At 43.1% G+C, this 25,706-nt stretch carries 22 protein-coding genes; 9 read left to right on the forward strand and 13 right to left on the reverse strand.

All coding sequences use genetic code 11. The annotated features are described in order from the left end of the window. The first annotated feature begins 40 nt into the window (after window positions 1–40). Window positions 41–1,474, forward strand: coding sequence for a nucleotide sugar dehydrogenase (locus tag E7X56_RS08815; protein WP_135606409.1), 1,434 nt, complete (start codon window positions 41–43; stop codon window positions 1,472–1,474). A gap of 239 nt (window positions 1,475–1,713) precedes the next feature. On the opposite strand, the gene E7X56_RS08820 is transcribed toward E7X56_RS08815, so the two are convergent. The 5 genes from E7X56_RS08820 to E7X56_RS08840 form a co-directional block, all read right to left on the reverse strand. After that, a complete protein-coding gene (locus E7X56_RS08820) occupies window positions 1,714–3,192 on the reverse strand; it encodes a flippase (RefSeq protein WP_135606410.1) in 1,479 nt (492 codons plus the stop codon). A 39-nt stretch (window positions 3,193–3,231) separates the two neighbouring features. Beyond that, window positions 3,232–4,371 carry a glycosyltransferase gene (locus E7X56_RS08825; protein WP_135606411.1) on the reverse strand — a complete coding sequence of 380 codons (1,140 nt, stop codon included), beginning with the start codon at window positions 4,369–4,371 and terminating at the stop codon, window positions 3,232–3,234. A gap of 232 nt (window positions 4,372–4,603) precedes the next feature. Beyond that, window positions 4,604–5,560, reverse strand: a complete 957-nt coding sequence (locus E7X56_RS08830; protein WP_135606412.1) for a glycosyltransferase — start codon at window positions 5,558–5,560, stop codon at window positions 4,604–4,606. Window positions 5,561–5,565: 5 nt separating this feature from the next. Continuing rightward, window positions 5,566–6,630 (reverse strand): non-hydrolyzing UDP-N-acetylglucosamine 2-epimerase, encoded by a 1,065-nt coding sequence (gene wecB, locus E7X56_RS08835; protein ID WP_135606413.1) that lies wholly within the window; start codon window positions 6,628–6,630, stop codon window positions 5,566–5,568. Then, window positions 6,627–7,739 carry a glycosyltransferase family 4 protein gene (locus E7X56_RS08840; RefSeq protein ID WP_135606414.1) on the reverse strand — a complete coding sequence of 371 codons (1,113 nt, stop codon included), beginning with the start codon at window positions 7,737–7,739 and terminating at the stop codon, window positions 6,627–6,629. The genes wecB and E7X56_RS08840 overlap by 4 nt, the downstream gene beginning before the upstream one ends. Before the next feature lie 268 nt (window positions 7,740–8,007). Here E7X56_RS08840 and E7X56_RS08845 point away from each other — a divergent pair, with 268 nt between their 5' ends. The 5 genes from E7X56_RS08845 to E7X56_RS08865 all read left to right on the forward strand — a co-directional run bounded on the left by E7X56_RS08845 (window position 8,008) and on the right by E7X56_RS08865 (window position 13,801). Beyond that, a complete protein-coding gene (locus tag E7X56_RS08845; RefSeq protein WP_135606415.1) occupies window positions 8,008–10,464 on the forward strand; it encodes an oligosaccharyl transferase, archaeosortase A system-associated in 2,457 nt (818 codons plus the stop codon). 5 nt (window positions 10,465–10,469) lie between these two features. Next, the gene (gene galU / locus E7X56_RS08850) at window positions 10,470–11,336 is read left to right on the forward strand and encodes a UTP--glucose-1-phosphate uridylyltransferase GalU (RefSeq protein WP_135606416.1); all 867 of its coding nucleotides are present in this window, start codon (window positions 10,470–10,472) and stop codon (window positions 11,334–11,336) included. A gap of 88 nt (window positions 11,337–11,424) precedes the next feature. Beyond that, a complete protein-coding gene (locus E7X56_RS08855) occupies window positions 11,425–11,916 on the forward strand; it encodes a 3-isopropylmalate dehydratase (protein WP_135606417.1) in 492 nt (163 codons plus the stop codon). A 7-nt stretch (window positions 11,917–11,923) separates the two neighbouring features. Beyond that, window positions 11,924–12,784 (forward strand): hypothetical protein, encoded by an 861-nt coding sequence (locus tag E7X56_RS08860; RefSeq protein WP_135606519.1) that lies wholly within the window; start codon window positions 11,924–11,926, stop codon window positions 12,782–12,784. Between the two features lie 15 nt (window positions 12,785–12,799). Continuing rightward, complete coding sequence (locus E7X56_RS08865) at window positions 12,800–13,801, forward strand: isocitrate/isopropylmalate family dehydrogenase (RefSeq protein WP_135606520.1); 1,002 nt, start codon at window positions 12,800–12,802, stop codon at window positions 13,799–13,801. 133 nt (window positions 13,802–13,934) lie between these two features. Here the strand turns inward: E7X56_RS08865 and flaJ are convergent, their stop codons facing one another. From flaJ to E7X56_RS08905, 8 genes are all read right to left on the reverse strand, one after another. Then, a complete protein-coding gene (gene flaJ / locus E7X56_RS08870; RefSeq protein ID WP_135606418.1) occupies window positions 13,935–15,590 on the reverse strand; it encodes an archaellar assembly protein FlaJ in 1,656 nt (551 codons plus the stop codon). 10 nt (window positions 15,591–15,600) lie between these two features. Then, the gene (locus tag E7X56_RS08875; RefSeq protein ID WP_135606419.1) at window positions 15,601–17,253 is read right to left on the reverse strand and encodes a type II/IV secretion system ATPase subunit; all 1,653 of its coding nucleotides are present in this window, start codon (window positions 17,251–17,253) and stop codon (window positions 15,601–15,603) included. 23 nt (window positions 17,254–17,276) lie between these two features. Then, complete coding sequence (locus tag E7X56_RS08880; protein ID WP_135606420.1) at window positions 17,277–17,972, reverse strand: ATPase domain-containing protein; 696 nt, start codon at window positions 17,970–17,972, stop codon at window positions 17,277–17,279. Between the two features lies 1 nt (window position 17,973). After that, complete coding sequence (locus E7X56_RS08885; protein ID WP_135606421.1) at window positions 17,974–18,486, reverse strand: flagellin; 513 nt, start codon at window positions 18,484–18,486, stop codon at window positions 17,974–17,976. Window positions 18,487–18,555: 69 nt separating this feature from the next. Continuing rightward, a complete protein-coding gene (locus tag E7X56_RS08890; RefSeq protein WP_135606422.1) occupies window positions 18,556–19,326 on the reverse strand; it encodes a hypothetical protein in 771 nt (256 codons plus the stop codon). Continuing rightward, a complete protein-coding gene (locus E7X56_RS08895) occupies window positions 19,316–20,629 on the reverse strand; it encodes a FlaD/FlaE family flagellar protein (protein ID WP_135606423.1) in 1,314 nt (437 codons plus the stop codon). Before E7X56_RS08895 ends, E7X56_RS08890 begins: the two co-directional genes overlap by 11 nt. A 197-nt stretch (window positions 20,630–20,826) precedes the next feature. After that, a complete protein-coding gene (pyrH, locus tag E7X56_RS08900) occupies window positions 20,827–21,531 on the reverse strand; it encodes a UMP kinase (protein ID WP_135606424.1) in 705 nt (234 codons plus the stop codon). A gap of 258 nt (window positions 21,532–21,789) precedes the next feature. Next, window positions 21,790–21,966, reverse strand: a complete 177-nt coding sequence (locus E7X56_RS08905) for a 4Fe-4S binding protein (protein WP_135606425.1) — start codon at window positions 21,964–21,966, stop codon at window positions 21,790–21,792. Between the two features lie 288 nt (window positions 21,967–22,254). On the opposite strand from E7X56_RS08905, the gene E7X56_RS08910 reads away from it, so the two are divergent. The 3 genes from E7X56_RS08910 (at window position 22,255) to E7X56_RS08920 (ending at window position 25,670) form a co-directional block, all read left to right on the forward strand. Further along, window positions 22,255–22,899 (forward strand): type IV pilin N-terminal domain-containing protein, encoded by a 645-nt coding sequence (locus E7X56_RS08910; RefSeq protein ID WP_135606426.1) that lies wholly within the window; start codon window positions 22,255–22,257, stop codon window positions 22,897–22,899. A gap of 46 nt (window positions 22,900–22,945) precedes the next feature. Next, window positions 22,946–25,126, forward strand: a complete 2,181-nt coding sequence (locus E7X56_RS08915) for an ATP-dependent DNA helicase (RefSeq protein ID WP_135606427.1) — start codon at window positions 22,946–22,948, stop codon at window positions 25,124–25,126. Window positions 25,127–25,256: 130 nt separating this feature from the next. Further along, complete coding sequence (locus tag E7X56_RS08920; protein WP_135606428.1) at window positions 25,257–25,670, forward strand: GerW family sporulation protein; 414 nt, start codon at window positions 25,257–25,259, stop codon at window positions 25,668–25,670. Window positions 25,671–25,706 lie beyond the last annotated feature (36 nt).

Genomic DNA, 25,706 nt, shown 5'->3' on the forward strand with positions numbered 1-25,706 from the left:
AATCAATTGGACATCCAAAATATTCCTTTAAGTGATACTCATGAGTGACAAATTACAGAAACTCCTTGATGAGAGGGGTTCAATAAAAAAGATAGGTGTGCTTGGCATGGGATATGTGGGCATCCCTGCAGCCGTCCTGTTCGCAGATGTAGACAAATTCGATCTGGTCCTAGGATTCCAGAGGGATTCCCCATCATCCGGCTACAAGATCGATATGATAAACGGTGGCGAATGCCCCTTGAAAGGAGATGAGCCAGGACTTGATGAACTGCTTGCAAAGGTCGTAAAGGCAGGCAAGTTCGAGTGCACCCCTGACTTCTCCAGAATATCGGAACTGGATGCTGTGACCCTTGCGATACAGACACCCTTCGCTGACCCAAAGGATCTCATACCCGACTTCAGCGCCCTGAAGGAAGGCATCAGGAACGTGGGCAAGTACCTAAAACCAGGGATGCTGGTTGTCCTTGAATCAACAGTAACCCCTGGAACCACTGAGGGTATGGCAAAGGATATCCTTGAAGAGGAATCCGGCCTCAAGGCAGGTGTGGACTTCGCCCTTGCTCACGCACCCGAGCGTGTCATGGTCGGCCGTCTGCTCCAGAACATCCAGGAACATGACCGGATAGTTGGAGGAATGGACGAGGCCAGCACAAAACGCGCAGTGGAACTCTATGAGCCAGTCCTGACCAAGGGACAGGTCATCCCGATGTCAGCCACAGCCGCAGAGGTTACAAAGACAGCAGAGAATACCTTCCGTGACCTCCAGATCGCAGCAGCCAATCAGCTTGCTCTTTACTGCGAGGCCATGGGTATCAATGTCTATGACGTCAGGGCAGGCATCGACAGCCTGAAAGGGGAAGGGATTACCCGTGCAATCCTCTGGCCAGGAGCCGGTGTGGGTGGTCACTGTCTCACAAAGGACACCTACCATCTGGAACGCGGCATCCAGATCGCAGGCAAAACCCCTCTCGATTTCCCGGATGCTGTTGATTCCATCTACGTCACAGCCCGCCACGTCAACGACTTCATGCCAAAGCACATGTATAACCTGACAACTGCAGCTCTGGAACGTGTCGGCAAGAAGATAGAGGATTCAAAGGTTGCCATCCTTGGCTGGGCCTTCATCAACGACTCAGACGATGCAAGGAATGCACCATCTGAGCCTTACAGGGAAATGTTGCTCGAGGCAGGGGCAGAGGCCAGGGTGCACGATCCACATGTACTGAAATACCCGGATGTTGAGATCTCCCAGGAGCTTTCAGCGGTTGTTCAGGATGCGGATGCTGTGGTCATCTTCACGGGCCACAAGAATTACTTTGAACTCGATCCTGCAGAGCTGAAACAGCTGACCGGTCAGGAGCATCCGGTTCTCGTGGATGGGAGGAATGTTGTGGGACCTGATGGATTTATTGGTGCAGGATTCGTGTACAAGGGAATTGGAAGAGGGGATAAGAACAGCCATCAAATTAAGTGAAATGATAGTAGTTTTGTGGAAAACTTAATAATAGACATTAGTTTTCCGCAAATACTTTTTTAAAATATAGAAATATTCACCGCCATGAATTTCTTTTTTGGTTATATTTTTCTCCCATAATAACCACATCCTTTAGCATGTTGAGTATTCCAAGGAAAAAGTAGCTTCGAGAAATTATGAAAGAAGCTACTATAATGTTATCATAAGTGTCTAAAAGCAAATCCATTATTATCAAAATATCAAAACCAATGAGGTAGGGATATCCCCATTTGAGTAAATATCTTTTGAATTTCAATACGGAGATTTTTGTCAATCTTTAATAAAAATACTCCATATATAACCCCTCCTAGTACTATGGGTAATAGTGTAAACCAAATGTTAAAAATTGGTATCAATAATCGATAGAATCCAACGACAGTTGCCATTAAGAGAGATGATATTATTATATTCCTAACAGGCAAGTATTCCAACCTTATGTTAATGAATTTAGAGAGAACAAAATACGCAAGTAAAGCGTTTAACGCCATAGTCAACAAAGTTGCAAATGCTGCTCCTTCTATACCAAAAATTGGAATTAAGATAAAATCTAACAGAATATTAGCTGTTGCTGATACAGCAGTTACTTTTAATGAATCCTTGGGGCGATCCAAAGCGTTAAGATACATTGTCTGAAGGAACATGAAGACATTTATTACCTGTACTAAAAGAAGTAAATACATAACATAAGTACCACTCTCAAAATCAGCACCATAAAAGAAATATAACATCCTATCGCCAAGAAGCAAACCCCCAATCAAAACTGGTACAGCAAGCATCAATGAATAAGTAAACGCCTTTGAAAGAGCAGCTTCAATCCTATCTAAGTTACCTGATGTACCCCACTTACTAACATTTGGAAAGAGAACCGTGCGCATTGCAATTGTTGTAAAAGTTGCAATGGATGTAAACTGAAATGCTACACGGTATACACCTACATCAGCATTTTCTAAGAAATGTCCTATCAAAAGAGTATCTGCATAAGTAAACACAACGCTACCACTTGATGATAAAAATATCCAAAATGAATATGAAAAAAGACTCCGAAGATGATATGAGTTGAAACGTACAAATCTCGTATCAAGAAAACGTAATCCAATGATACTTGCTGCAATCATACCAAAGACAAAACCCCCTGCAAGTCCCGCTGCACCAAAGCCCAAAAAAACTGCAACTACTTGAAAAAGTACGCGTAATGTACTGTTTAAAAAACCGGTGGTCTGGTAAATGCCTACTTTGCCTACTCCATAAATACCATATGAAATGCTGCTAAAAACAAATCCAATTACTAATGCAACTAGCAACCAGAAAAACATACCCGAACCATCGAGATCAACAAGTAATGGACGTGCTAGGATTAAAACAACAATAGAAAATACTATCAAAATTACTCGCAGTACAACAAATGCTGAATAAAACTCATTTTGCTGATTTCCTTCACTTATACGCTTTACCGCAGCACCACCAAAGCCACCATCACAAAGAAGATTTAAAGTGCCAAAATAGGCCAAGAACAGAAAATATGCGCCAAGAACACTGGCACCTACAGTATGAGCAAAATACATAGTACTTAAAAATCCAATGAATGTTATAGAAATCTGCCAGATAAGTGTTATTATGCTCTGGCGTCTAATAGGCTCAATACTCATTAACCTACTAAAAATATAAGGTAGCTTAGGCATAAATCCCTCTAATAACTTCAAGGTGAACTTACAATACTTTTACGATTCATTTGAGTTATTGGTCAACGCTATGATTGCATTATGAAGATCATTAGCTCGTCCTTTCCAGGTGTGATCTAACCTAATTTCAGTCATTTTTTTTGACATTTCTTCTCTAATTCTAGGGTTTTGAATTAAAAATTCCATCATCCTTTTAAAATCTTCAACATTATAATCAACATATAATATAGAGTTATTTTTTCCAACATTAGTTAAAGACTCACATTTTGTACATATAATAGGTTTAGCGCACCCTATATATTCATAGAATTTCGTAGGCGAAGATTCATTCATATATTTTATATCTGGGTTATATGGCATAACAAAGAGATCCATGGTTTGTAGTGATTTTGCAATATCCTTTCTTGGAATCTCTTTTCTTATAATGAAATCACTACTTTCAATAATATATTTTAACTCTTCTGAAATACCTACTCCATAAGAACCAAATAAAAATAACTTTAAACATGAATACTTTTCGTGGAGTTCTATACAAGCCTGAACTAATATATCAATCCCTCTGTTTTTTGTCAAACCACCCATATAACAGATATTAAGCCTATTTTCAACACATTTGTATGAATTTGGATATAATTCAAGGAATGATTTTTCAAAAGCATTAGGAATAAAAATGACCTTTTTTTCTTCATTTATATTATATAAGTTTCTTATGGAATTCCACATTGATTTATTTAATATTAATAATAAAGAAGATTTAACTATGCAATCCTTTTCTATTTTACTGTTCAATTTAGATTTGCCATTTCCTAACACATTCACTTGTTCGATAGTGTCATGAACATCCATAATAATTTTTAAATTTAATAATTTAGAAGCATTAAAAAGAATTCGATTTTGAATCGTATTCAATGAATGAGGATATGCAAAAAAAACTATAGGTCTGTTTATTATAAGGAATACTGTTGACTTTAAAGCAACGATTGATTTAACAATATTATTAAAGATTATATTTGTGGAACTAGTTCGTGGAAGTTGTTTAAACTGTATTGAGCTAACGTTGATATCCTGAAATTCATTTAATTCATTTAGTAGATAATGTATTCGAGTGAAAGTTGCAGATTTATTGTCATCTAAATTATTTAATACATTACCATTAGTGATTACAAAAACATTTTTCATTTGATCACTTTGTTTTTATTTAATATAAAGATAATTAATCTTTGTGATAACCTTAAAGTCTAAAGCAACACTAATTAGTGCTGAAGTTATTTATTTTAAATATTAAAATCCGTCTTTAATTTCCTACAACTTTTCTATTAGATTTCAACAAAACCAATATCGATTAGGTATGTTATTTGTACAGCTAATTTCGATATTTCCAAATTTATTTATATTTAGATTTTTGTAGATATTAGAGAATTCCAAAATAAATTCCCATGAAATTAGAACATAACTTTTTATCATTATGTAATTTTTCCACATAATTTCTTCCTTGTTCACCTAAATGCCTTCTCAAGTCATCATCTATTATCAATTGTTCCAATTTTTCTCTAATATCATTCTTTGTGACATTAAATATCCCACTTGGTTCTTCTAAATATGGTTTCATACTCTGCTTAATCCATGTACAAGAAGGGATTCCCATCTGCTGAACTTCATTTGTAAGAACCCCATACCAACCAACTTGTCTTTTATCGTAAAACCCAACTGAATCTACAACGATATCGCAATTTCGAATAGATTCCAATGTTTCTCTATGTGAGGTGTTTTCAATCAATAAACATTCAACATTTGGATACTCTTTTTTTAAATCCTTAATTGCTTCAATAAAGTACTTTGTTCCTTTATAAAATCTATTAGTGGGTGCATGGCCAATCACAATTTTATCATCATTTCGATATCTCTTTTTCAATCCATGCCATTCTATAGGGTTAGGTATCCATACCGCACCTGGGGCATATTCTAAAAGATCAGGAGTAGAAACTATCTCTGCATCTGCAAACCTGGATCCAAAACTTTTACCATTATTTCTCAATTTACTTCCATGCCAATGAACAACTACTTTACCAAATCGCTTGAACAATAATGGTATATCCAAATCCATAGGGAATATGCCACCACCATGCAGATGAATTATATCAAAATTTTCTTCACGAAGCAATTTAATTAAATTTTTATAAATTACAAAAAAACGATTGAAAATATGTTTTCTTCGATAATTTTGAGGGAGATTCAAAGAAATATTTTTATTATCACTAGTATAGTTTCTGGTAATTTCGAAAACACGTACTTCATGACCAAGGTCTTTTTGTTGCAATGAGAGGTTATATGCAACATTAGCAATATTTCTTATGTGCAGGATTTTCATATAATTCAACACACTGAATGGATTTCATGTAAAATTTTATCACTTGAAGCGCCTTTTCCAAAAACATTTCTCACCTTACCAATCCCCTCAAACCCTTCAATAGCATCCACAATCTTTCCATAATCTGCACCCACAAGAATATTCCACCCATCTTCCACAGTCTCCACCCATTCGGTATTCTCCCGCATTGTCACACAGGGCACGCCCAGCATATAGGCCTCTTTCTGCACTCCCCCGGAATCCGTGAGTATCTTCTTGGAATTGTTCATCAGCTTTAGCATGTCAAGATAACCAACCGGTGATATGACCTTGACATGCTGGCACAGCTCATCCCAAAGGCCATATTCCTTCAGGTATTTTTCAGTTCGAGGATGTACCGGGAAAACAATTGTTTCATCAACATCAATAAAAGCTTTTACAATTGATGATAGGTTCTCAACGCTGTCGGTGTTGGATGGGCGGTGGACTGTCGCCACCATGAACTCCTTTGGACTCAGACCAAGGTTTTCAAGGATTGTTGATTTTTTTTCGGCAATTGGTCGGTTATATTCAAGTGCATCCTTCATCACATCGCCAACATTGCAAACACCGTCTGTGACGCCTTCATTCTTCAGGTTTATCACCGCAGTTTCAGTGGGACAAAAAAGGAGATTTGAGATGTGATCCGTCATTACCCTGTTGATCTCTTCTGGCATTCTCCTGTCGAATGAGCGCAGGCCAGCTTCCACATGAGCTACCTTGATATGGAGTTTGGATGCTGCCAAGGCGCCTGCAAGAGTTGAATTGGTATCACCATATACCAACACCATGTCTGGTTTTTCTTTGAGTATAACCTTCTCAATCTCGATAAGCATCTTTCCTGTCTGCTCACCATGTAAGCCGGAACCTATGCTTAGATTGTACTCAGGTTCCGGGATACTGAGGTCGTTGAAGAAGACATCTGACATCTCAGCATCATAGTGTTGGCCTGTATGTACAAGGATCTCTTCATGTTCTTTGCGAATAGCACGGGAAAGTGGAGCACACTTGATGAATTGTGGTCGGGCTCCGATGATCGATAATATTTTCATGATAGGTCCTCATACATTTTGAATAAACGTTTTTCCATATTCTCCCAATTATATATTTCTTCGACGGCACGACGACCATTTTTCCCCATTTGCTCTGCTTCATCAGTGTGTTCCAGAAGCCAAATGATCGCATCCGTGATCTCCTGGATGTTTGTGGGATCCACAAGGAGTCCGCAGTTTGATTCTTCGACTACTTTACGTATCTCCGGAAAATTGCTTCCAATCACTGGAGTGCCACATGCCATGTACTCAAACAACTTGTTTGGAAGACCGATTATGTTATTGTAATATGTAGGCTGGAATAAGATCACGCCTATATCCGATCTTTGTATATATTCAACCACCTGCTCATGTGGCACCCATCCGGTGATCTTGAAATTATGAGCGAGTGCGTGATCTTCTATGTAAGAATACACCCAAGTTTCGAACTCCTTTGTATCCAGGATCTTGCCAACGATCAGTAACTGTACCTCAGGAAATCCTTTTTTTATTTGTGGCATTGAAGCTAATAATCTGTCAAGGCCTCTTTTTTTATTCACATTACCTGCATATACTATCCTTCTGTTTTCTTTTACAGTATTTGATAATGTGAAAATATTTAGCATTGGAACATTGAAAAGTATAGTTGTCTTTTTAATGTCATTAAATCTTGTTTCGAGAGAATAGTTTACAGTAATTATACTATCTGTAAATCTACATAATAATTTTTCAGATGCATCAACAAACTTATGAATCACTTTTCTGGAAATGTTTGGAAAAATTACATCCTCCGAGATCAATGAAGGATAATGCTCATGAGCATCGTAGATCAATTTATTTCGTTTCACCAGTTTTAGCAAAACACAAACAAATAAAGAACCTGGTTCGTGGCAATGATATACATCACAGTCCTGCTGCAATCCCGCAACGAAAACTCGCAGCATTGTGATGGGATGAAGGATCTTTGAAGAAGGCTTTTTCACATTGATGATGTTAACTCCATCCACACTTTCTTCACCTGAAGGATATGAAGGAGCAATTATTGTTACCGAATGACCAGCCTTTGAGAGGGACTTTGATTCCTTATGGAATATTCTGGTATCAAATGGTGGATGAACGGTGGTTAACATGCAAATTTTCAATCATATCACTCGCATCAAATTGAATCTCTCTAGAACAGATCTATATAATAAACATTCTTGCTTGAAATAAGTCCATTCGAAAAGTTTTACAATTTATATTTTTCAAAAATCCAATAATTGTTGCTACAAACAACAAACTAGTTATCTATTTGTATTATTATATCCTCACATATCTCATAATACATATATCATATGCTATGATTTTATGTTATATATTATAAATTTAACATAATGATCCTTCTAATGAGTGGAACCCATGACCGATGAAAACAAACAGAAATTTACAAATAGTCTGCCTTATTTTGCAGGCATAATCCTCGCTTTCCTACTAGCCCTTTACATAAGAACCATCCCGAAAGCAAGCGTGTTCCTCTCTAACGGATTTGTTCGCTTTGGGGGCAATGATCCGTGGTACCACCTCAGGAACGTGGAATCGATCGTGCATAATTTTCCGAATATGCTCTGGTTCGATGCATATACACAATATCCAAATGGCACAAATCAGGTATTTGCTCCATTATTCGACCTTGTCCTTGCAGCCATTATATGGATACTTGGGGGTGGAAACCCAAGCCAGGACTTAATTTATACAGTTTCCGCATACTACCCTGCATTCTTAGGGGCATTGGTGGTAGTTCCAACATACTTTGCTGCCAAATGGTTGTTCAACCGTGAGACTGGACTTTTAGCATCACTGCTTATTGCAATATCATCCGGTCAATTTCTCTCCAGGTCGATTCTGGGATTCAATGATCACCACATCGCTGAGACCCTGTTGAGCACGTTCACAGCAATGTTTCTTATAATGGCAATAAAGAAGGCAAACGATTCGGGGATCTCTTTTGATGATCTAAAAAACTCAAAGTTTGAGAACTTGAAACCAGCTCTTCCATATCTTGTACTATCAGGTATTGCATTGGGTGCATACTCGCTGGCATGGAAAGGGGCACTTTTCTTCAGTTTCATAATAGGTGTTTACATCGCGATACAGCATGTCATGGATCACTTGAAAGGGAGGCCGACCGATTATCTGGCTATCAGTGGAATGGTCATATTTGCTGTCGCGCTTATTATTGTTCTATTGACTCCACATCTGGGAGGCACAAAAGCATTACACATTAAAGGCCTGCTTGCAGGTATCGTTGCATTCCCTATCCTTACCGGAATGTCGATAGCTATGAGCCGGAAAAAACTCAACAAATATTATTATCCCGGTTCAGCTGCACTGCTATTCATTGGTGGGATCCTGGCAGCAAAGATAATCTCGCCTTCTGCATATGCACTGGTTACAAGTGTTTTCAGCTACTTCATGCGCACTGGTGGCGGACTCACTGTTGCAGAAGCATCTCCCCTCCTCTCCGTAGGCGGCCAGTTCTCCCTCGGTCCCTTCTGGGGCAACTTCACAACCCTTGGATATATCTCACTCATAGCAATAATCTTCCTAGGTTACGAAGCATTCAAGAAAAACAACACTCCAGAAAGAACATTCCTGCTGGTCTGGACCTTCATGATCATCTGGGCCATGCTCCAGCAGAACCGCTTTGCATACTATTATTCCGTAAACGCTGCGATCCTCTCTGCTTATGTCGGGATCAAAGTTCTGGAGCTTGCAGGCTGGAAAGACCTGCTCGCTGACATCAAATTAAAGGACAAGTTCGACATTAAGAATGTCAAGATATGGCATGTAATTTCAGTTCTGGTCATTCTACTGGTCCTCGTATATCCAAGTTACAACATGTCAATGCAACAGTCAAAGTACACAGGTGGTCCCAACGGCTACTGGATCGAAGCTACCATGTGGCTGAACTCCAACACACCTGACCCGGGACTGGATTACTATGAGAGCTACGAGGTGCCGGCAGAAGGTGAGAGCTACCAGTACCCGGATACCGCATATGGTGTGATGTCCTGGTGGGACTACGGTCACTGGATAGAGGTGATCGGCCACCGTATTCCAAATGCAAATCCGTTCCAGCAGGGAGTCGGAGGACGCAGGAATAGCATCGAGGAAGAGAACAAGCCAGGTGCATCAACATTCTTCACAGCACAGTCAGAAGAAGAGGCTACCGCAGTTCTTGAGGCAGTGCATCCTGATCCTGAGAAGGCAGGTGCACGATACATCGTTTCTGATGTGGAGATGGCAACCGGTAAGTTCTATGCCATGAGCGCATGGACCCTTGATACGGCTGACTACTATATTCCTGTACAGACAGACATGGGAATGCAGACAGTGCCGGGACCAAGGTATTTCAATTCCATGGAATCACGGCTACACATCTTTGATGCGAGGGGGCTTGAACAATATCGTATGGTGCACGAATCCCCGGTTGGCAACTCTGCCGAAACAGGTTACAAGAACATTTACAATGCGCTCTTTGAAGGAAATATCGCTTTGGAAGATACCGGATATGTCAAGATCTTCGAGTATGTTGAGGGTGCACAGATCGTTGGTGAAGCGCCTGAAGGTGAGGATGTGGTAATTTCAGTAACCATACATACCAACATTGGCAGGACCTTCGTATACTCCCAGTCAGCCGTTTCGGACGGAATTTACTCCTTTACGGTACCATATTCCACGCAAGGGCCAATTGAAGGGGAGACCCAGTTCGATACTATGCCGGTGGGACCTTACAAGATCATCTATGGTAATGTTGTAGAAGATGTAGATGTCAGTGAAAGGGACGTACTGGATGGAAATGTAATAGAGGTCTGATGTAAATGGATATTAAAAAAGCTGTAATTCCTGCTGCAGGTCTTGGGACCCGGTTCCTGCCGGTGACAAAGTCCATGCCAAAAGAAATGCTTCCGATAATTGACAAGCCGGTGATCCATTATGTTGTGGAAGAGGCTATAGCATCGGGTATAGATGACATTATATTTGTCACGGGAAGGAGCAAACGTTCCATTGAGGATTATTTTGACGATTCTCCTGAACTGGAGATGCACCTTAAGGAGCAACATAAGGATGAGCTTCTGAAGATGGTGGAGGATATTTCTTCCATGGTGGACATCCACTACATCAGGCAGAAAGAGCCAAGAGGGCTTGGGGATGCTATTATGACTGCCCGGAAGCACATAAGCGGAGATCCTTTCGCAGTTCTCCTTGGGGATGATATCATTGTCAACCACACACCCTGTATTCGCCAGCTCATCGATGTCTTCAAAAAATACAGGTGCTCTACCATTGCAGTTGAAGAAGTTCCACGGGAGAAGGTCAGCAGTTATGGTATTATAAAGGGCAAACCACTGGATGAGTCATTGTATGCTCTCGAGGACATTGTGGAAAAGCCTTCCATTGAAGATGCGCCATCGAACATCGGTGCCATAGGCAGGTATGTGTTCACTCCTGAGATCTTCGATTGCATCAACGATGCCGGAAAGGGTGTCGGCGGGGAGATCCAGCTTACTGATGGTATACGTATGCTCAACGATATGCAGAAGGTCTATGCTTACAAGTTCGCAGGCAAGCGATATGATACCGGGGACAAGTTCGGGTATGTGCAGGCGGTCATTGATTTTGCACTTTGCAGTGAAGACTTCGGTCCTCAGGTACGGGACTATCTGAAGACCATTCCGGACTTGTGATCGTTCCGTTATTTCGGTCACACAATTCTTTTATTTTTCCGCTACTTACAAATATTATCATGTAAAACCTACATCATAGGTGACAACATTGGAAAGTAAGATCAAAGGAAAGGCATGGATTTTTGGCGATGATATCGACACGGATGTTATCATTCCGGGAAAATATCTCAGGACCACTGATATGCAGGTATTTGCTGATCATGCAATGGAAGGCATCGACCCTGATTTTTCCAGAAAGGTTGAGCGCGGAGACATTGTGGTAGGCGGGAACAATTTCGGCTGTGGTTCCTCAAGGGAGCAGGCAGCTCTTGCCCTTAAGTATGCAGGGGTTTCCTGTGTAGTCGCAAAGTTTTTCGGGCGCATCTTTTTCCGCAATGCTATCAATGTCGGACTTCCTTTAATGGAAGCTGATATTGAATGCAAGGAAGGTGACATCGTGGAGGTTGACCTGCTTGAAGGAACTGTCCGGGTGAACGGGAAAGATTTCAAGGGCAACAAACTTCCGGATTTCCTGCTTGAGATCCTCACAGACGGTGGCCTTGTGGAGCATCGTAAGGCTTTACAAGAACAGGACAAATAAAGTGACCATGATATTTCCAGATGAATACAAGTATGTCGGGGTAACCGGGATACATCCGGACGATGCAGAGGAGAACATCATCTATTTCCTTTCCGAATACATGGTCGTTGAAGACCGTGTTGGAGAGGAGGATGTTGAATATTCTCTTTATCATGTAACAAAGCAGGGTGATGACCTTTTGCGTGAGGTGGAAAAGCTTGACCTCGTTGCATCAAAGGAGCAGGTCATAAAGTATGACCAAAAACTGAACATAAAGGACCGCACCCTTCTCATTGAAACAGCAGTGGGACTCTGCAAAGATGGTGTCAATACTGTCATATTCACAGGCGTGGACAATCACGTAACGTTCGTGCATGAACCATCATTGTCCGGGATCATAGGGATCGAGATCGTTGATGTAGTGCCTCCGGAACCTTCATGGCTTTCCCAGGTGATAAGACGGCTTGAGGTAAGTGGTATATTCGGGGACTTCAGCGTGCGTTTCACTGAGAATGTTATCGATCTTTCCCAGTTCGAGGGACCCAAGACGGTGTTCCCGTGCTCCTGTTCCGGGCTTAAGGGCAAGTTCCTTGATTCTGATATCATAACAGAGGATGGCACTCTGCTTGTGGGATGTGAGATCTCGAAAAAGCTTTTTGAGACCAGATTCCCGGATGTTGAGTATTCACTGGTGAACATCTGTCCGTTCAAGTCCGATATCTTCAAACCGACAAAGCCTTTCATCACCAGATGCTGTCGCTCCGAGAAATCAGGGCGAGTTACCATTAACGGTATAGAAGGCGTTGTAGTTCACTGGGGTGCATCTGAGTTCTTTGTGGCAGAAGCTGTCAGGGACCTGGCATTGGACCTTGCAGGGAAAAGGAAGTGAATTATGTCTGAAAAAATGAGAGTTGCAGTGGTTGAAGGAGATGGCATCGGCAGGGAGGTCATTCCTGCAGCTGTAGAGGTCCTTGATACATTTGGTCTTCCAATTGAAAAGGTTCCGCTTGAGCTGGGATACGGCAAGTGGGAGAAATGCGGGGTAGCCATCGATGATAATGACCTTGATGTGTTGAAAAGCTGTGATTGTGTTCTTTTTGGCGCGATCACCACACCAGCTGATCCCAATTACAAGAGTGTGCTACTCACAATACGCAAAGAGCTTGACATGTATGCGAATATACGTCCGATCAAACCTCTTCCCGGTGTTACAGGCGTGACCGGGAAAAGTGATTTCGATTTTGTGATCGTGAGGGAAAATACCGAAGGTATGTATTCATCCATCGAGGAGCTGCATGATGATGTGGCGTATACGAAAAGGGTGGTCTCCCGGAAAGGTTCAGAGCGGATCGCAAAAGCTGCCTGCAGGCTGGCTAAAGAGCGTCGAAATGATCTTACGATCGTTCATAAATCCAATGTACTAAAGTCAGATACTTTATTCCTGAATGTCTGCCGTGAGACCGCAAGGTCTGAAGGTGTGGAGTACAGTGACATGTTGGTGGATGCCATGGCGTATAGCCTGATGACATATCCTGAGAGGTATGATGTTGTGGTCACAACCAATCTTTTTGGTGACATACTGAGCGACATGTCCGCAGCACTTATAGGCAGCCTAGGGCTTGCTCCCAGTGCAAATATTGGTGACAGGTATGCTTTCTTTGAGCCGGTACATGGAAGTGGTCCTGACATTGCAGGTAAAGGGATTGCAAACCCGATCGCAGCTATCCTGAGTATGAAGATGATGCTGGAATGGATGGGCTACCAGAGGGAAGCAGAGCTCGTTGAAGAGGCTGTAGGTAAGAGCATACTTGAAAAGATAACGACACCGGATCTTGGCGGGACTGCCAGTACCCTTGAGGTTGGTAGGGCAATAGCGGATTATGTTCGCAACATGCTGGATGGATGATACCGTCCGGTTCGCTTTATTATTTACTTGTTCATTCAGCTTTTATTCCCTTATTTTGAAAGCCTGAGATCCATCGATTTTTGGGTTGGCTACGCCAATTTGGATATTTAAATGGTATAACCTTTTATTTTTGTCATGTAGCTCCAAGCAGGGATGCCACACCTGCTGTTGTGAACACTGCACTTAAGGCTGATATCCATGACATTACCACAAAATCTGTCGCTGAACAGAGGATATGTCCACCATCAACGAATCGTATGAGTAGGGCCGACATGAGCGAATGTGCTATCATTATGAACAATATCATTGCTGACAGGAGTCCTATGTCCCCTATTTCAGTGCTAAGGATCATTCCCATTCCCATTCCTTCAGGCATCGAAACGGTCGTGAACATGTCCTGCATGAGGTCAACAACCCCAAGTGAGATGTAAAGGGTAAAACCTATGCCTGCTGTAAGACCGTATAGCACTCCTACAAGGCTGGAAGCGGACTGGTATCTCTTCTTTCTCAGGTTAACGATGCGGTGGAAGTTCGTAGCGATCATGTCTCCGATCACTTCCGGTTGTCCACCGAGATTGGTGGCTTCAACGAACATGGCGCTAAAGCGCTGTATGAGATTGCTTCCTGTGTTGGCTGAAAAGAAGTCCCATGATCTGGTTTTGTCCACACGGGTGTTTATTCTCTTGAAAAGGGCATTTACATCTTTAGTGAGCGGGCCAAAGTCATGTATGCGCAATGATTTAAGTGCTTCATCGATAAGTCCGCCTCTTGCACCTGCAGAACTTCCAAGGGATCGGATAAATGAGGGATAGTTCTCATCCTTACGTTTGATATCCTTTTCAATTTTCTTTGCAACATGGCCGGTATAGGCAAGTGGTGTCATTACCGCTGCAACAGCAATAGGCAGTTCCAGTTTACCGTATAACATGACAGCTATAGCGACAATAATACAACCTGCAAATGAGATCGGGATGGACTGGTATAATTTTATCTTGGCCTTTGTCGTTATTTTTGTCTGCTGCCAGATAGGGTCCTTCGGGACCTTTGATCTTGTAAAAGTGATCATCACCGCATCAGTTGCCACGAAAACAACAACTACTATTGCCATCAGCAGGATCGCATCCATTCCGGTTAGGATAGGCATGATCACTGCAAAAGAAGCAAGGAAGATCAATGCCATAATAAGGGAGACGAACAGTTCCTTGATGACCTCCACCGCATAGAGTGAACTGTTGTACATTGATTCGTACTCGTTCATCACGACATTCTGTTCTGCTGCAAGGAATGACTTGATGTCCTCTCCGGACTGGAGACCGTGTGCAAACCTGTCCAAGAAATCCTCATAAAGGACGGAGGGTGTCCTCTTTGATGCGAATCGGCATGCATCGGAAAGGCTCATGTTCCATACTGTGACAAGGTTGTATATCTTTTCACTTTCCTTTGCAAGGAACTTGTAGCTCTCATTCCGGGAAACGATCTTTATGATATCCAGCCTTGGGGTCTCTGCTGTAGATATTGCACCCATCTGTGTGATGTAGTAGTGCATGTTGTTGTCGATCTGTGCAGCTTTGCTTCCAAGTGCCGTGAATGGGTAGTAGAATGCAAAAAAGATACATATCACTGGTATGAGTGCAGGTATGATCTGTGTATTTCCGGTGAAGAGGTCCGGCAACAACACATAGACAAGGATCGAGAAGATAAATCCAAAAGACACAATTGGCAAAGCTATCTTTTTCGCATAGGCTTTTGGTTCCATTTCCAGTGCGTTGAATGCCTTTTGAAAGTCCATTTATCTCTCCTCATATTGCGAAAGGCAGCCCTTCAACACCATACTTGTAGAAGTTGATAATGATCTCAAGAACATCGTAGTAGTCCTTGATACCTCTTTCTTTCATCTCTTCCAGTATTCTTGCCCGCAACATCAGGTCTTTGTATATCTGTCTTTTGTCCTCATATCCGAGCTTTGTTGCGATCTTGTTCTCAAGAATGAAACTATTGTTAAGACCCCTGAAATTATGGGTGTCGGTATCCGGGTCCCACTGGAAGACGGCTCTTGTAACGACACCGCCTGCATCTTCGTAGTATCCTTCTATCTCTTCAATAGCAATGCAACGCCTGAGGAACTTTCCTTTTCGATATACTGCCTGCAATATCATTGCAACATTGAGGTTATCAATGAAAGTGACCGGAACGTTGATCGGGTCACCCGTAAGACGCTGGATCATCTTTGTGACAGCAGATGCGTGGAAAGTTGCCATTACCGGGTGACCGGTCTGCATACCCTGAAAAGCTACAGCTCCTTCTGCACCACGTATTTCACCCACGATGATGTAGTTCGGCCTGGACCTTAGAGCTGCTTTCAGGAGTGCGAAAGTGTCTACCCTTGAGTCAGGTGGTCCGTCCTCACGGGTGATCAACTGCTGCCAGACCGGCTGGGGCGGCTGCACCTCTGCGGTATCTTCTGAGGTGAATATCTTGGACTTCGGGTTAACAAAAGCCAGGCATGCGTTAAGCATGGTGGTCTTTCCACTGGCAGTTTCTCCACTGAAGAATATGCTCATGCCATTTTCAAGGCACATCCACATGTATGCGGCCATCTCACAACTGATAGCTCCCCACATGATCAGTTCGATAATACTTACCGGAACCTCGCTGAACTTACGCATGGTAAAACTGCTTCCACGCTTACTGACATCAAGACTGTAAATGATATTGATACGTGACCCGTCAGGAAGTGCACCATCGGCGATAGGTCTGGCATCACTTACAGGTCTTCCGATCCTTTCACTCATGCTTCTGAGCCAGTGGTCAAGACCTTCCTCATTACCAAATGAAATATCTGTCCTCATCATGCCCAGTATCTTGTGAACGATAAAGACCCCGGCTACGCCGATACTGTGTATGTCCTCAAGGTGTGGGTCCCTGATTATTGGTTCTATAGGTCCGGAACCAATGATATTTCTCTCAATGTGATACTGCAGATTGTTGAATTCCTGCTGGGTAACCGGAACTTTCTTCTGTTTCGGGATCAGTTTCTCGATTATACTTACCTTTTCATCGGTGGCGATCTGCCCGCCAGCACCAATATCCACTGCTTCGTTCAAAAGCTTTGCAATAAGTTCCTTTAATTTATCTTCGTTCTTCGGCACAGGTTCGTTTGCAGACCTTTCAAGGATCAGGTCCATTATGGCATCGTACTTCGCCTTTTCGAGATCATTAAGCAGAGGTTCTATTGTATAGTATCCGATCTCCCCCATTTCGTGTGTCCCGTACAGGTGAATGAAAACGGGATCTCCCACAGCGAGTATCAGGTTGATGTACTCATCGTCCTGTATATCTTTTGAGAGGCTGGTTACGAATTCAGGGTTATTGCCTGTCCTTTTTACAAAGTCCTGGATATATACTCCCAGATGGGGGTTTCTTTGTAATGCCTTTTGATACTCAGCTTCCACTTAATATACCTCAGCTTATCTTTTTACGCAACGGATGCAATTTCTACGACAAGTCCTACTTTTGGTTCGATCCTGAAGCCTATCATCTGTCCCACAGGACCTTTTGCTCCGGTGAATTTGTTCACGACAACTGTACGTTTCACTTCAGCACCCATTGCTTTTGAACGAAGTGTCATATAAATGTCACAGGATGAGCGGAACATCGATGCGAGCTCCTCTCCCAGTTCACTGGGTTCGATGGTCAGGATTATAACTTTTCCCATTCCGTTAAGCTTCTTGAAGAATGAGATCAGGTCCAGGCTCTTTTCAGCGTTTGCACTGTACTTTATGAGGGCAGATATGGTGTCTATTACTATGACATCCTTCTCGAACAACTCTTCTGCGCCCATCAACCTTTCAATGAAATCGATCCTTGACTTTGCAGATTGCATGAGTGGTATTACCGGAATATAGAGAAGTCTTCCTTTCAGCAGATGTGGTGCGATCGGATAGTCCAGCGAGTACATCTGGTTGATATAACCCTTTGTTGTGAGTTGTGTGGAGATGAATGTAACACTTGTATCTCCTTCGATCATACCGTAGGTAAGGCGCTGGCAGATGGTGCTTTTTCCTCCGCCGCTACCTCCTTCTATCACGATGAGGGAGCCCTTTGGGAATCCTCCTCCAAGTTTTCCATTGAACTCATCCCTGGGAATTTCGAAAGAACAGATCGATGACATATTACTCCTTTGTTATCCTGAAATCCATTGAGTCGGACTTCCCGTTTTCTGTAGCTATCAGTATCCTGTGGTCGCCTTCGGTCATTTCAGTTGTTACTTTTACATAGATCTCAATTGTGTTTCCGGGTCGCCAGAGTACATCCGGCTCAAAAAATTCAATTTCAAGGTTTTGTGGATCGACATGTAAGCCATCTATGAACACATCAAGGTATTCGGTATCCAGGTCGGTTCTGCCGGTGTTCTTGGCATAGAACTCATATTCTTTTGAGGAAGGGTAATATGGTATTGTCTCCGGATCACCGATGATGGTTATGTCTGTCTTTATCTGTTCAGACAGCACCTTGCTGCTTGATGCAGTAGCACCTGTAAGTGACTGGACATTTGAAGTCATGACTGCGATGACTGTCATAGCTATAAGGATGGCAGCTATGAAAAATATCATGTGTGTAATTGCAGTCTCCGCTTTCCTGTCTTTGATAAAGCTGGAGTTGTCTGATCTTTTTAGGAATGCCATCTGTACACCTTTTTATGATCCGGTAATTTAGAATCTCGGTTCAATTATTTATTATTTATTTACCCTTGGTTATTTTTCCGGGATTCCGCTGAAAGATGCGGATATGCCGCTATCGGTAATGATCTCAACTTTCATATATGCAGATCCTGAAACACCCTCTATTGCAAAGGTCTTCGTTTCTCCCGAATACCAGGTTCTCGTGTCTGGTGAGTAACTATAGAGCTTGACTTTTCCGTCTACCAGTATGCTTAGTTCATCTGCATAGAGTGCTTCATCTCCGTGATTTGTGGCCTCTATTATCAATATTGAGTTTGGTTTGTCGCTCTTCATTGAATCGATGGTAATGATCTCATCCGTGTTGCCTTCAGGAGGATTAATTTCCCAGTCAATGTCCGGAATAGTGCCATCTCCACTGCCCGGAATGCCGCCTATATACCCGGCTACACCACTGTCTGTAACGATCTTCACTCTTTTACTGGCTGATCCGGAAAGATCTTCAACTGCAAATATTTTTGTTTCCCCGGGATACCATTTTGCAGTTTCCGGATAGTAGTCATAATTAAGGAGATATCCATCCACCAGCATACTGATCTCATCAGAATCAAGGACAACACTTCCGCTGTTGGTCACCTCGATCATCAATATGGAACTTTCATTGTCCAACGTCATCGACCCAGGGGATACTGCACTGTTGAGCTTGTTATATTGCATTTCATACCTTATGTCTTCAGCATCGCTGATGACATCATTTGAACTGCTCATCACAGCGTAGGAGTTTGTGCCGAGGACAAGGACCGAGACAAAGAATATGGAAATGACAACAGTAGTCTCAAATCCCATAAAGCTCCTCCAGGCCATGCTTCACTTTCGCCATTTCCCTGTCGATCATGCTGAGCATGTTCCTGTCGATCTTGCGTCCGCAAAGTCTTTCGATGAAAAGGAGTGACTTTGTGTGATCTTCCGGCAAAAGCCTCCATGTGGGTTTTTCCACATAGTAGTCTATTCCCCTTGCATAGGCCATGATCTCTGATCTGACCTCTTCACTTATCCAGCCGATATCAACATAATAATCAAGAGCATCCATGAGGTTGTTTCTGCCGACGCGTTCCATCAGGAACTCTATCCAGTTCAGTAGGACCACGACACTCATAGGGTTCTTCTTAATGGACTCCAGGCGCACTATCGGTGATCTCTCACCTGCTTGCTTTCCTTCACTTATAGGTTCTCCGTATTCATCGGTCTGGTTTGAAAGCTCACCATTGGTTGCCTGTGATCTTTTAAGGATTGACTGTTCCACTTTTTCCTGTAGCTCGGAAAGGTCGATCTTCTCAAGTTCACCTATCCTGCCGGCAAAGGTGCTTGTTGTTTGTGCAATATCCACTATGTCCATGTCAAGTTGCTTTTGCCTTTCGTATGCATCCTTGACCTGGTAGGAGATCTCCGTAACGCTTTCCTGAAGTGTAACGAGTGAATCTGCAAAAACGTCCATTTTTGTAGTTATATTCTCTATTTTTGATTCTGCTTCAGCAGGAAGCCCTGGCATCTGCATGCTCTGGTTAAGTCCTTCTACCTCGTTCTGGAGCATCATTACAAAATCGGCAACTTCAGCTATCCTTTTTTCAGCCTTGTCAAAACGCTCAATAGTGGCACGACCTCCAAGCTCATCTCCAACAAAAGGATTTACCTGGTTCGAAACCAATTCGTAAAGCGAAAGCAGTTCCAGTACGCTCTGGTCGATCTTATCGACTGTTGTTTTCACACTCTGGCTTTCCCTCTGCACTGTAGAAATGGCTGTGTCGACTTTTGAGAGTTTGTTTTCAAGTGCTTTGATCTTTTCAGCATTTTCGTTGATCTGCTTATTGTCAACAGGTTCGGGTTGCAGAGTGTGATCTCCTCCCGGTCCTGGTGGTGAAGGAAATGAGGATGCAGCTCCAAAAGGCGAACCTACCGGTGGTCCCGAAGGTGTCCCTCCGGGAAAATTAGTGGCATCACCAAAATCAGGGGGGCCTGCTGCAAAAGGGGATTGCGGCGAATCAAATGGAGACGCTTGTGGATCGAAAGGTGAACCTTCCTGTCCGCTGCTCCCTTTTTTTCGAAGAATTCCCTTTGTAAGATTCTTCAATTTATTACTGAATCCAGCCATATTTTCACGGACTGCTGTAATTAGACTGTAGATTTAACCTCAAACATATATGTATTAATATAGATGTATCATGCTATTATATAAAAATATTCCAAAAAAAGATGCTTCCCTGTGATGGATTTTATCCTTTCTCCATCACAAGTTCATTTTGAAATCAATAAAAGGTATCGATCATCAGATCAACATTTCCTTTTAGATCAACCGATTATACGTGTGCCAAGGCGCACTCCGGTTATCTCGCCTACTTTTGAGCATTCCTGAAGTACGACCTGAAGTACATCCTCCGGATCAGTTCCATCCATTACGATAGTATCGATGTTGCAGCGCTCGATGATCTTGGAAGCAAGAGGGTCGACAGGTGATTTGGATCCGGCTTTCATTTCTGTTGAAATTACAACGCTGACAAGTTCTTTTGCTGTCATGACATCATATTTCTTAGCATCAGGGTCTTCTCTTGGATCACTTGAATATACACCGTCAACGGATGTTGCGATAACCATCATGTCTGCATTGAGATATTCGGCAAGAACTGCGGAAACCGCATCTGTGGTCTGCCCCGGAATTACTCCTCCCATGACCACTATCTTCCCTGATGCAAGGGCAAATTCAGCTTCCTTGTAGCTGGTAGGGGGTTCAGGATACGCATTTTTTCCAAGTGCTGCAATCAGGAGCTGGGCGTTCAGTCTTGTTATGTCGATTCCGATAAAATCGCATACAACCTCGTTTGCTCCTACGGTCCTTGCAACGTCTATGTAATTCCTTGCAGCAACACCGCCACCGGTAACGATGACTAATTTGTGTTCACGTCCCAGTTCCCGGAGTGCGGAAGCATAAGCAACAAAATGCTCCGGATCCAGGTCCTTTGCGAGTATGGATCCACCTACTGATAATACAACTAACATGATGATCTTTACTCATAATGTTGTCAATGCTATATATCTATCGCCACAATAACCAACATACTCTGGCTTTCTTTTGAGGTTCAGGTCTAAATAAGTTAGTGTTCACTCAACCATTTCAGCTATTAAATGTGTGATCAGGCGTGAAACGTAACTCGTCTGGTAATGCAATGTGAAATAAACAGTATGAAATAAGCAGTATGAAAAAACAATACAAAAGAAGCGATATGAAAAATAGAAAGATAAATGGAATAAGCAGGCTTATTCCATTGTGATAGCATCTGTTGGACAGGAGTCCACACATGCACCACAGTCAAGACATTCGTCAGCATTTACTACAGCGATGTTGTCGCCGTCCATTGAAATTGCATCGGATGGGCAGTCATCTACACATGTTCCGCATCCTACACATTCGTCTCTGTTAATTACTGCTACCATTATTATTTTCTCCTATTCAAGTTGGTTTAACTTGTATTAGTTGCAAATTTTGCAATATACCCATTAAATAAGTTAGATAAAAAGGTATCGATTATCAAAACATGGTTTTCACTTTTAGGAAAATCGTTTTGCTTATCTTGTGGACTGATGGCTACACATATCCATTTTATGATATATTTTTGCAATAATTCATTTCTCATAGATTAAAAAAGAGTTATATTCAAGTTCTTGTTTTATATATAGCAATTGTCTGACAAAATAATTTAATACCCCTCTGTTGTCTACCACTTGGTTGAAATTATGGTGGCGATCCTAAAAAACGATGGTGCGGTAGCACCAATAATCGGAGCGCTTCTGCTGGTCATGCTGACCGTTCTTCTTGGAGGGGTGGTGGCAGCAGCAGTAATGGATAATGGTGTCTTTGGTAGTATTTCCTCTTCTACCCCTATGGCTATGATAGAGGTCAAAGATGCTGTTGGTGGCGTGCCGAATGCAGTGCAGTATAAAGAGAATTTTGTGATACTCGAACATAAAGGCGGAGACCCGCTGGACCTTGACTCCACTTTTGTGGTCCTCAGTGGTGATGGGAGCAGCTATGTCGGTAAAGTGGGACATGGAGGGTTCAAGGTGTACGGGCAGGTAACTGCCAAATATTACGATCTGGCACCTTCCGGAACATGTGCGACCTACAAGAGCAATAATCCGGGTGTCGACGATGGCTTGTGGTCTGCCGGGGAGTTCCTGGTGCTTAATGGTGATGACAGTATCAATGGTACGGATGCTTCTACGGTCCGTGTCAGTGTCGGAGGTTACTCGGATACTTCTAATAATTACGGGTTCCGGGAAGGCAGTCTGATCACTGTTAAGGTGTTTGATAGTACTACAGATCGCGTTATTGCAGAGGGTATTGTGTCGGTAAGACCTCTGGACTGATGATCCATCACTACCATTAAAGTAGGGTGAATGCATAGGGTGTGCGATGAGTGACAATCCCGCGTATATGAAATATTTCCCAAAAAGTTCCTGTTATAATAACCAGCAGGAGGCAATGGATAGAATACACTCTGCCCTTCTGCAGAAGCAGTTCGTGCTATTCGAGGGGGCATGCGGGACCGGCAAGACGCTGAGCGCTCTGTCACCATCACTCCATGTGGGAAAACAGCTTGACAAGACTGTCATTATAGCTACGAATGTACATCAGCAGATGGTCCAGTTCATCAATGAAGCTCGTGACATTAAGAAGACACACGATGTCAAGGTTGCAATCGTGAAAGGGAAGACAACAATGTGTCCCCTTGAAGCGGATTATGAGGAGTGTTCTGTCAAAAGGGAGAACACCTTTGAGCTAATGGAGGCCGAGCGTGAGATGCATCTTAAAAGGCAGGAGCTCAGGTCTGCCAGGGAAAGCTACAAGAAATCCCGTGATCAGGCCTTTGTAGCGCTTCGTGATGAACTGTCAAAGGAGCTTGATGCTCTGGAAGAGAAGGCCAAAGGCCTGCGTGATCGATCCTGTAATAACCTCTATGAGGTGCTAAGGTCCGATAGTGAAAAGTTCCGTGACTGGCTCTTTAAGGAAGTGCGAACTCCCGAAGAGGTCAATGACCACGCTCTCCAGAACGGCATGTGCGGATATGAGCTGCTAAAACGTGAGCTTAAGCATGCTGACCTTTTGATCTGTAATTATCACCATGTGCTGAATGCGGATATCTTCTCAACGGTATTAGGCTGGCTTGAAAAGGAGCCGCAGGATGTCATCGCTATCTTTGATGAAGCGCATAATATCGAATCTGCAGCCCGTTCACATTCCTCTATTTCCCTGACCGAGCATTCTATCGAAAAAGCAAGAGCAGAACTTGAAGCCAACATCGATCTTCTGGCAGATGACAATATCCATAACCTGTTCAAGGTCTTCCAGGATGTTATTACTGAGACCTATAATTCCAGGTTCAAGTTCGGTGAGCGTGAGCGTGTCAGGAAGAACTGGTATGACATGCGTATCAGTGATCCCTATGACCGCAACGACATCGTACGCGCAAGGTTCCTTCGCAACGCAAAGGAAGATTTCGGTGACAAGGATGAGATACAGATACTTCTTTCAGAGGCAAGCGAGATCGGGGCGAAACTCGATGAGACCTATCGTGATCAGTATAAGAAAGGGTTAACTGGCGTGATGAAGCGCTCCCATATTCGCTATGTTGCAGATTTCCTGTCAGCCTATCTGGAGCTGTCCCATAATCCTAACTATTATCCTATACTGAATGTCCGCAGGGATATGAACGATGAGATATACGGGCGTGTGGAACTGTTCACATGTATTCCTAAGAACGTTACAGAACCGCTCTTTAATTCCCTGTTCTCAGGTGTACTGATGTCAGCGACACTTCATCCGTTCGACATGGTGAAGAAAACGCTGGGAATCACACGGGACACCTGCGAGATATCCTACGGTACATCCTTCCCGGAAGAAAAACGCCTTTCAATTGCAGTATCCATTCCTCCTCTCTTTGCCAAGAACCGGGATGATCCGCATACGGTCGAGTTGCTGGAACAGGTCCTTCTTGATTCAATTGAGCACTCAAAGGGCAATGTTATCATCTTTTTCCAGAGCTCCTTTGAGGCAAAGAGGTTCTATTCAAAACTGGAACCCAGAATCGATGTGCCCATCTTCCTCGATGAGGTCGGTGTGTCTTCCCAGGAAGTGAGACTGGATTTCTTTTCTATAGGTGAGTCCGGCGGTAAAGCCGTGCTGATGTCTTATCTTTGGGGAACCTTAAGCGAGGGTATCGATTACCGTGATGGCAGGGGTCGCACTGTTGTGATAGTAGGCGTGGGCTATCCGGCTCTCAATGACCGGATGAATGCAGTAGAGTCAGCATATGATCATGTATTTGGTTACGGTGCAGGATGGGAATATGCCATACAGGTGCCGACAATACGCAAGATCCGACAGGCTATGGGCAGGGTTGTCCGCTCCCCTGAGGATTATGGTGCACGCATACTTCTTGATGGCAGGTTCCTGACCGATTCAAAGGAGAGATTTGGCAAGTTCGCGGTCTTCGATGTGTTCCCGCCTGCAGAAAGGAACGAGTTCGTAGACGTGGACCCTGAGAAGGTGAAGTATTCGCTGATGAACTTCTTTATGGACAACGAGGGGCAGTAAAGCTACTTTTAACTTTTGACAGGAGTTCCTATGGGAATACATTTATACTGTTGTCCCCCATAATTTCTATTATATATCAAAATATCCGGATGCTGTGGTTCGGCTTCAGGATAATGGGGAGGTTATCGATATGGGTGTGGAAGATGTCATAAAAGAAGTGAGCAGTGAGCTTGAGCGTCTGGTCAGTACAAAGACAGTAGTCGGAGATGCAGTAGTTGCCGGGGACAAGACCATTATCCCTGTTACCAAGGTTTCCTTTGGTTTTGGGAGTGGTGGCGGAGAAGGTACTAAAGAAGGAGCTGAAACCGGATTCGGTGGTGGGGGCGGTGGCGGTGCTAAGATCGAGCCAGTTGCCTTCATAGTGATCGAAGAAGAGGGTGTGCGTCTGCTGACCCTTTCCGGAAAGAGCGACATCGGGAAGCTGATCGAAGCGGTTCCGGAAGTGTTCGAAAAGATCAGATCCGCAAAAGGCAAGATGAAAAAGAGCGAAGGCAAGGAACATGGCAGCAAAGTCGATGTTCCGGAAGATGTTGATAAAGAGTGATCCTGTCATCTCTCTTTTGACAAATGCCGTAAGCAG

The sequence above is a fragment of the Methanococcoides sp. NM1 genome (assembly GCF_900774285.1).
GTDB lineage: Archaea > Halobacteriota > Methanosarcinia > Methanosarcinales > Methanosarcinaceae > Methanococcoides > Methanococcoides vulcani.

Excerpts from the sequence above, each read along its gene's own strand:
- E7X56_RS08815 (WP_135606409.1), top strand. The coding sequence starts at position 41 with ATGAGTGACAAATTACAGAAACTCCTTGATGAGAGGGGTTCAATAAAA.
- E7X56_RS08820 (WP_135606410.1), bottom strand. The coding sequence starts at position 3,192 with ATGCCTAAGCTACCTTATATTTTTAGTAGGTTAATGAGTATTGAGCCT.
- E7X56_RS08825 (WP_135606411.1), bottom strand. The coding sequence starts at position 4,371 with ATGAAAAATGTTTTTGTAATCACTAATGGTAATGTATTAAATAATTTA.
- E7X56_RS08830 (WP_135606412.1), bottom strand. The coding sequence starts at position 5,560 with ATGAAAATCCTGCACATAAGAAATATTGCTAATGTTGCATATAACCTC.
- wecB (WP_135606413.1), bottom strand. The coding sequence starts at position 6,630 with ATGAAAATATTATCGATCATCGGAGCCCGACCACAATTCATCAAGTGT.
- E7X56_RS08840 (WP_135606414.1), bottom strand. The coding sequence starts at position 7,739 with ATGTTAACCACCGTTCATCCACCATTTGATACCAGAATATTCCATAAG.
- E7X56_RS08845 (WP_135606415.1), top strand. The coding sequence starts at position 8,008 with ATGACCGATGAAAACAAACAGAAATTTACAAATAGTCTGCCTTATTTT.
- galU (WP_135606416.1), top strand. The coding sequence starts at position 10,470 with ATGGATATTAAAAAAGCTGTAATTCCTGCTGCAGGTCTTGGGACCCGG.
- E7X56_RS08860 (WP_135606519.1), top strand. The coding sequence starts at position 11,924 with ATGATATTTCCAGATGAATACAAGTATGTCGGGGTAACCGGGATACAT.
- E7X56_RS08865 (WP_135606520.1), top strand. The coding sequence starts at position 12,800 with ATGAGAGTTGCAGTGGTTGAAGGAGATGGCATCGGCAGGGAGGTCATT.
- flaJ (WP_135606418.1), bottom strand. The coding sequence starts at position 15,590 with ATGGACTTTCAAAAGGCATTCAACGCACTGGAAATGGAACCAAAAGCC.
- E7X56_RS08880 (WP_135606420.1), bottom strand. The coding sequence starts at position 17,972 with ATGTCATCGATCTGTTCTTTCGAAATTCCCAGGGATGAGTTCAATGGA.
- E7X56_RS08885 (WP_135606421.1), bottom strand. The coding sequence starts at position 18,486 with ATGGCATTCCTAAAAAGATCAGACAACTCCAGCTTTATCAAAGACAGG.
- E7X56_RS08890 (WP_135606422.1), bottom strand. The coding sequence starts at position 19,326 with ATGGGATTTGAGACTACTGTTGTCATTTCCATATTCTTTGTCTCGGTC.
- E7X56_RS08895 (WP_135606423.1), bottom strand. The coding sequence starts at position 20,629 with ATGGCTGGATTCAGTAATAAATTGAAGAATCTTACAAAGGGAATTCTT.
- pyrH (WP_135606424.1), bottom strand. The coding sequence starts at position 21,531 with ATGTTAGTTGTATTATCAGTAGGTGGATCCATACTCGCAAAGGACCTG.
- E7X56_RS08905 (WP_135606425.1), bottom strand. The coding sequence starts at position 21,966 with ATGGTAGCAGTAATTAACAGAGACGAATGTGTAGGATGCGGAACATGT.
- E7X56_RS08915 (WP_135606427.1), top strand. The coding sequence starts at position 22,946 with ATGAGTGACAATCCCGCGTATATGAAATATTTCCCAAAAAGTTCCTGT.
- E7X56_RS08920 (WP_135606428.1), top strand. The coding sequence starts at position 25,257 with ATGGGTGTGGAAGATGTCATAAAAGAAGTGAGCAGTGAGCTTGAGCGT.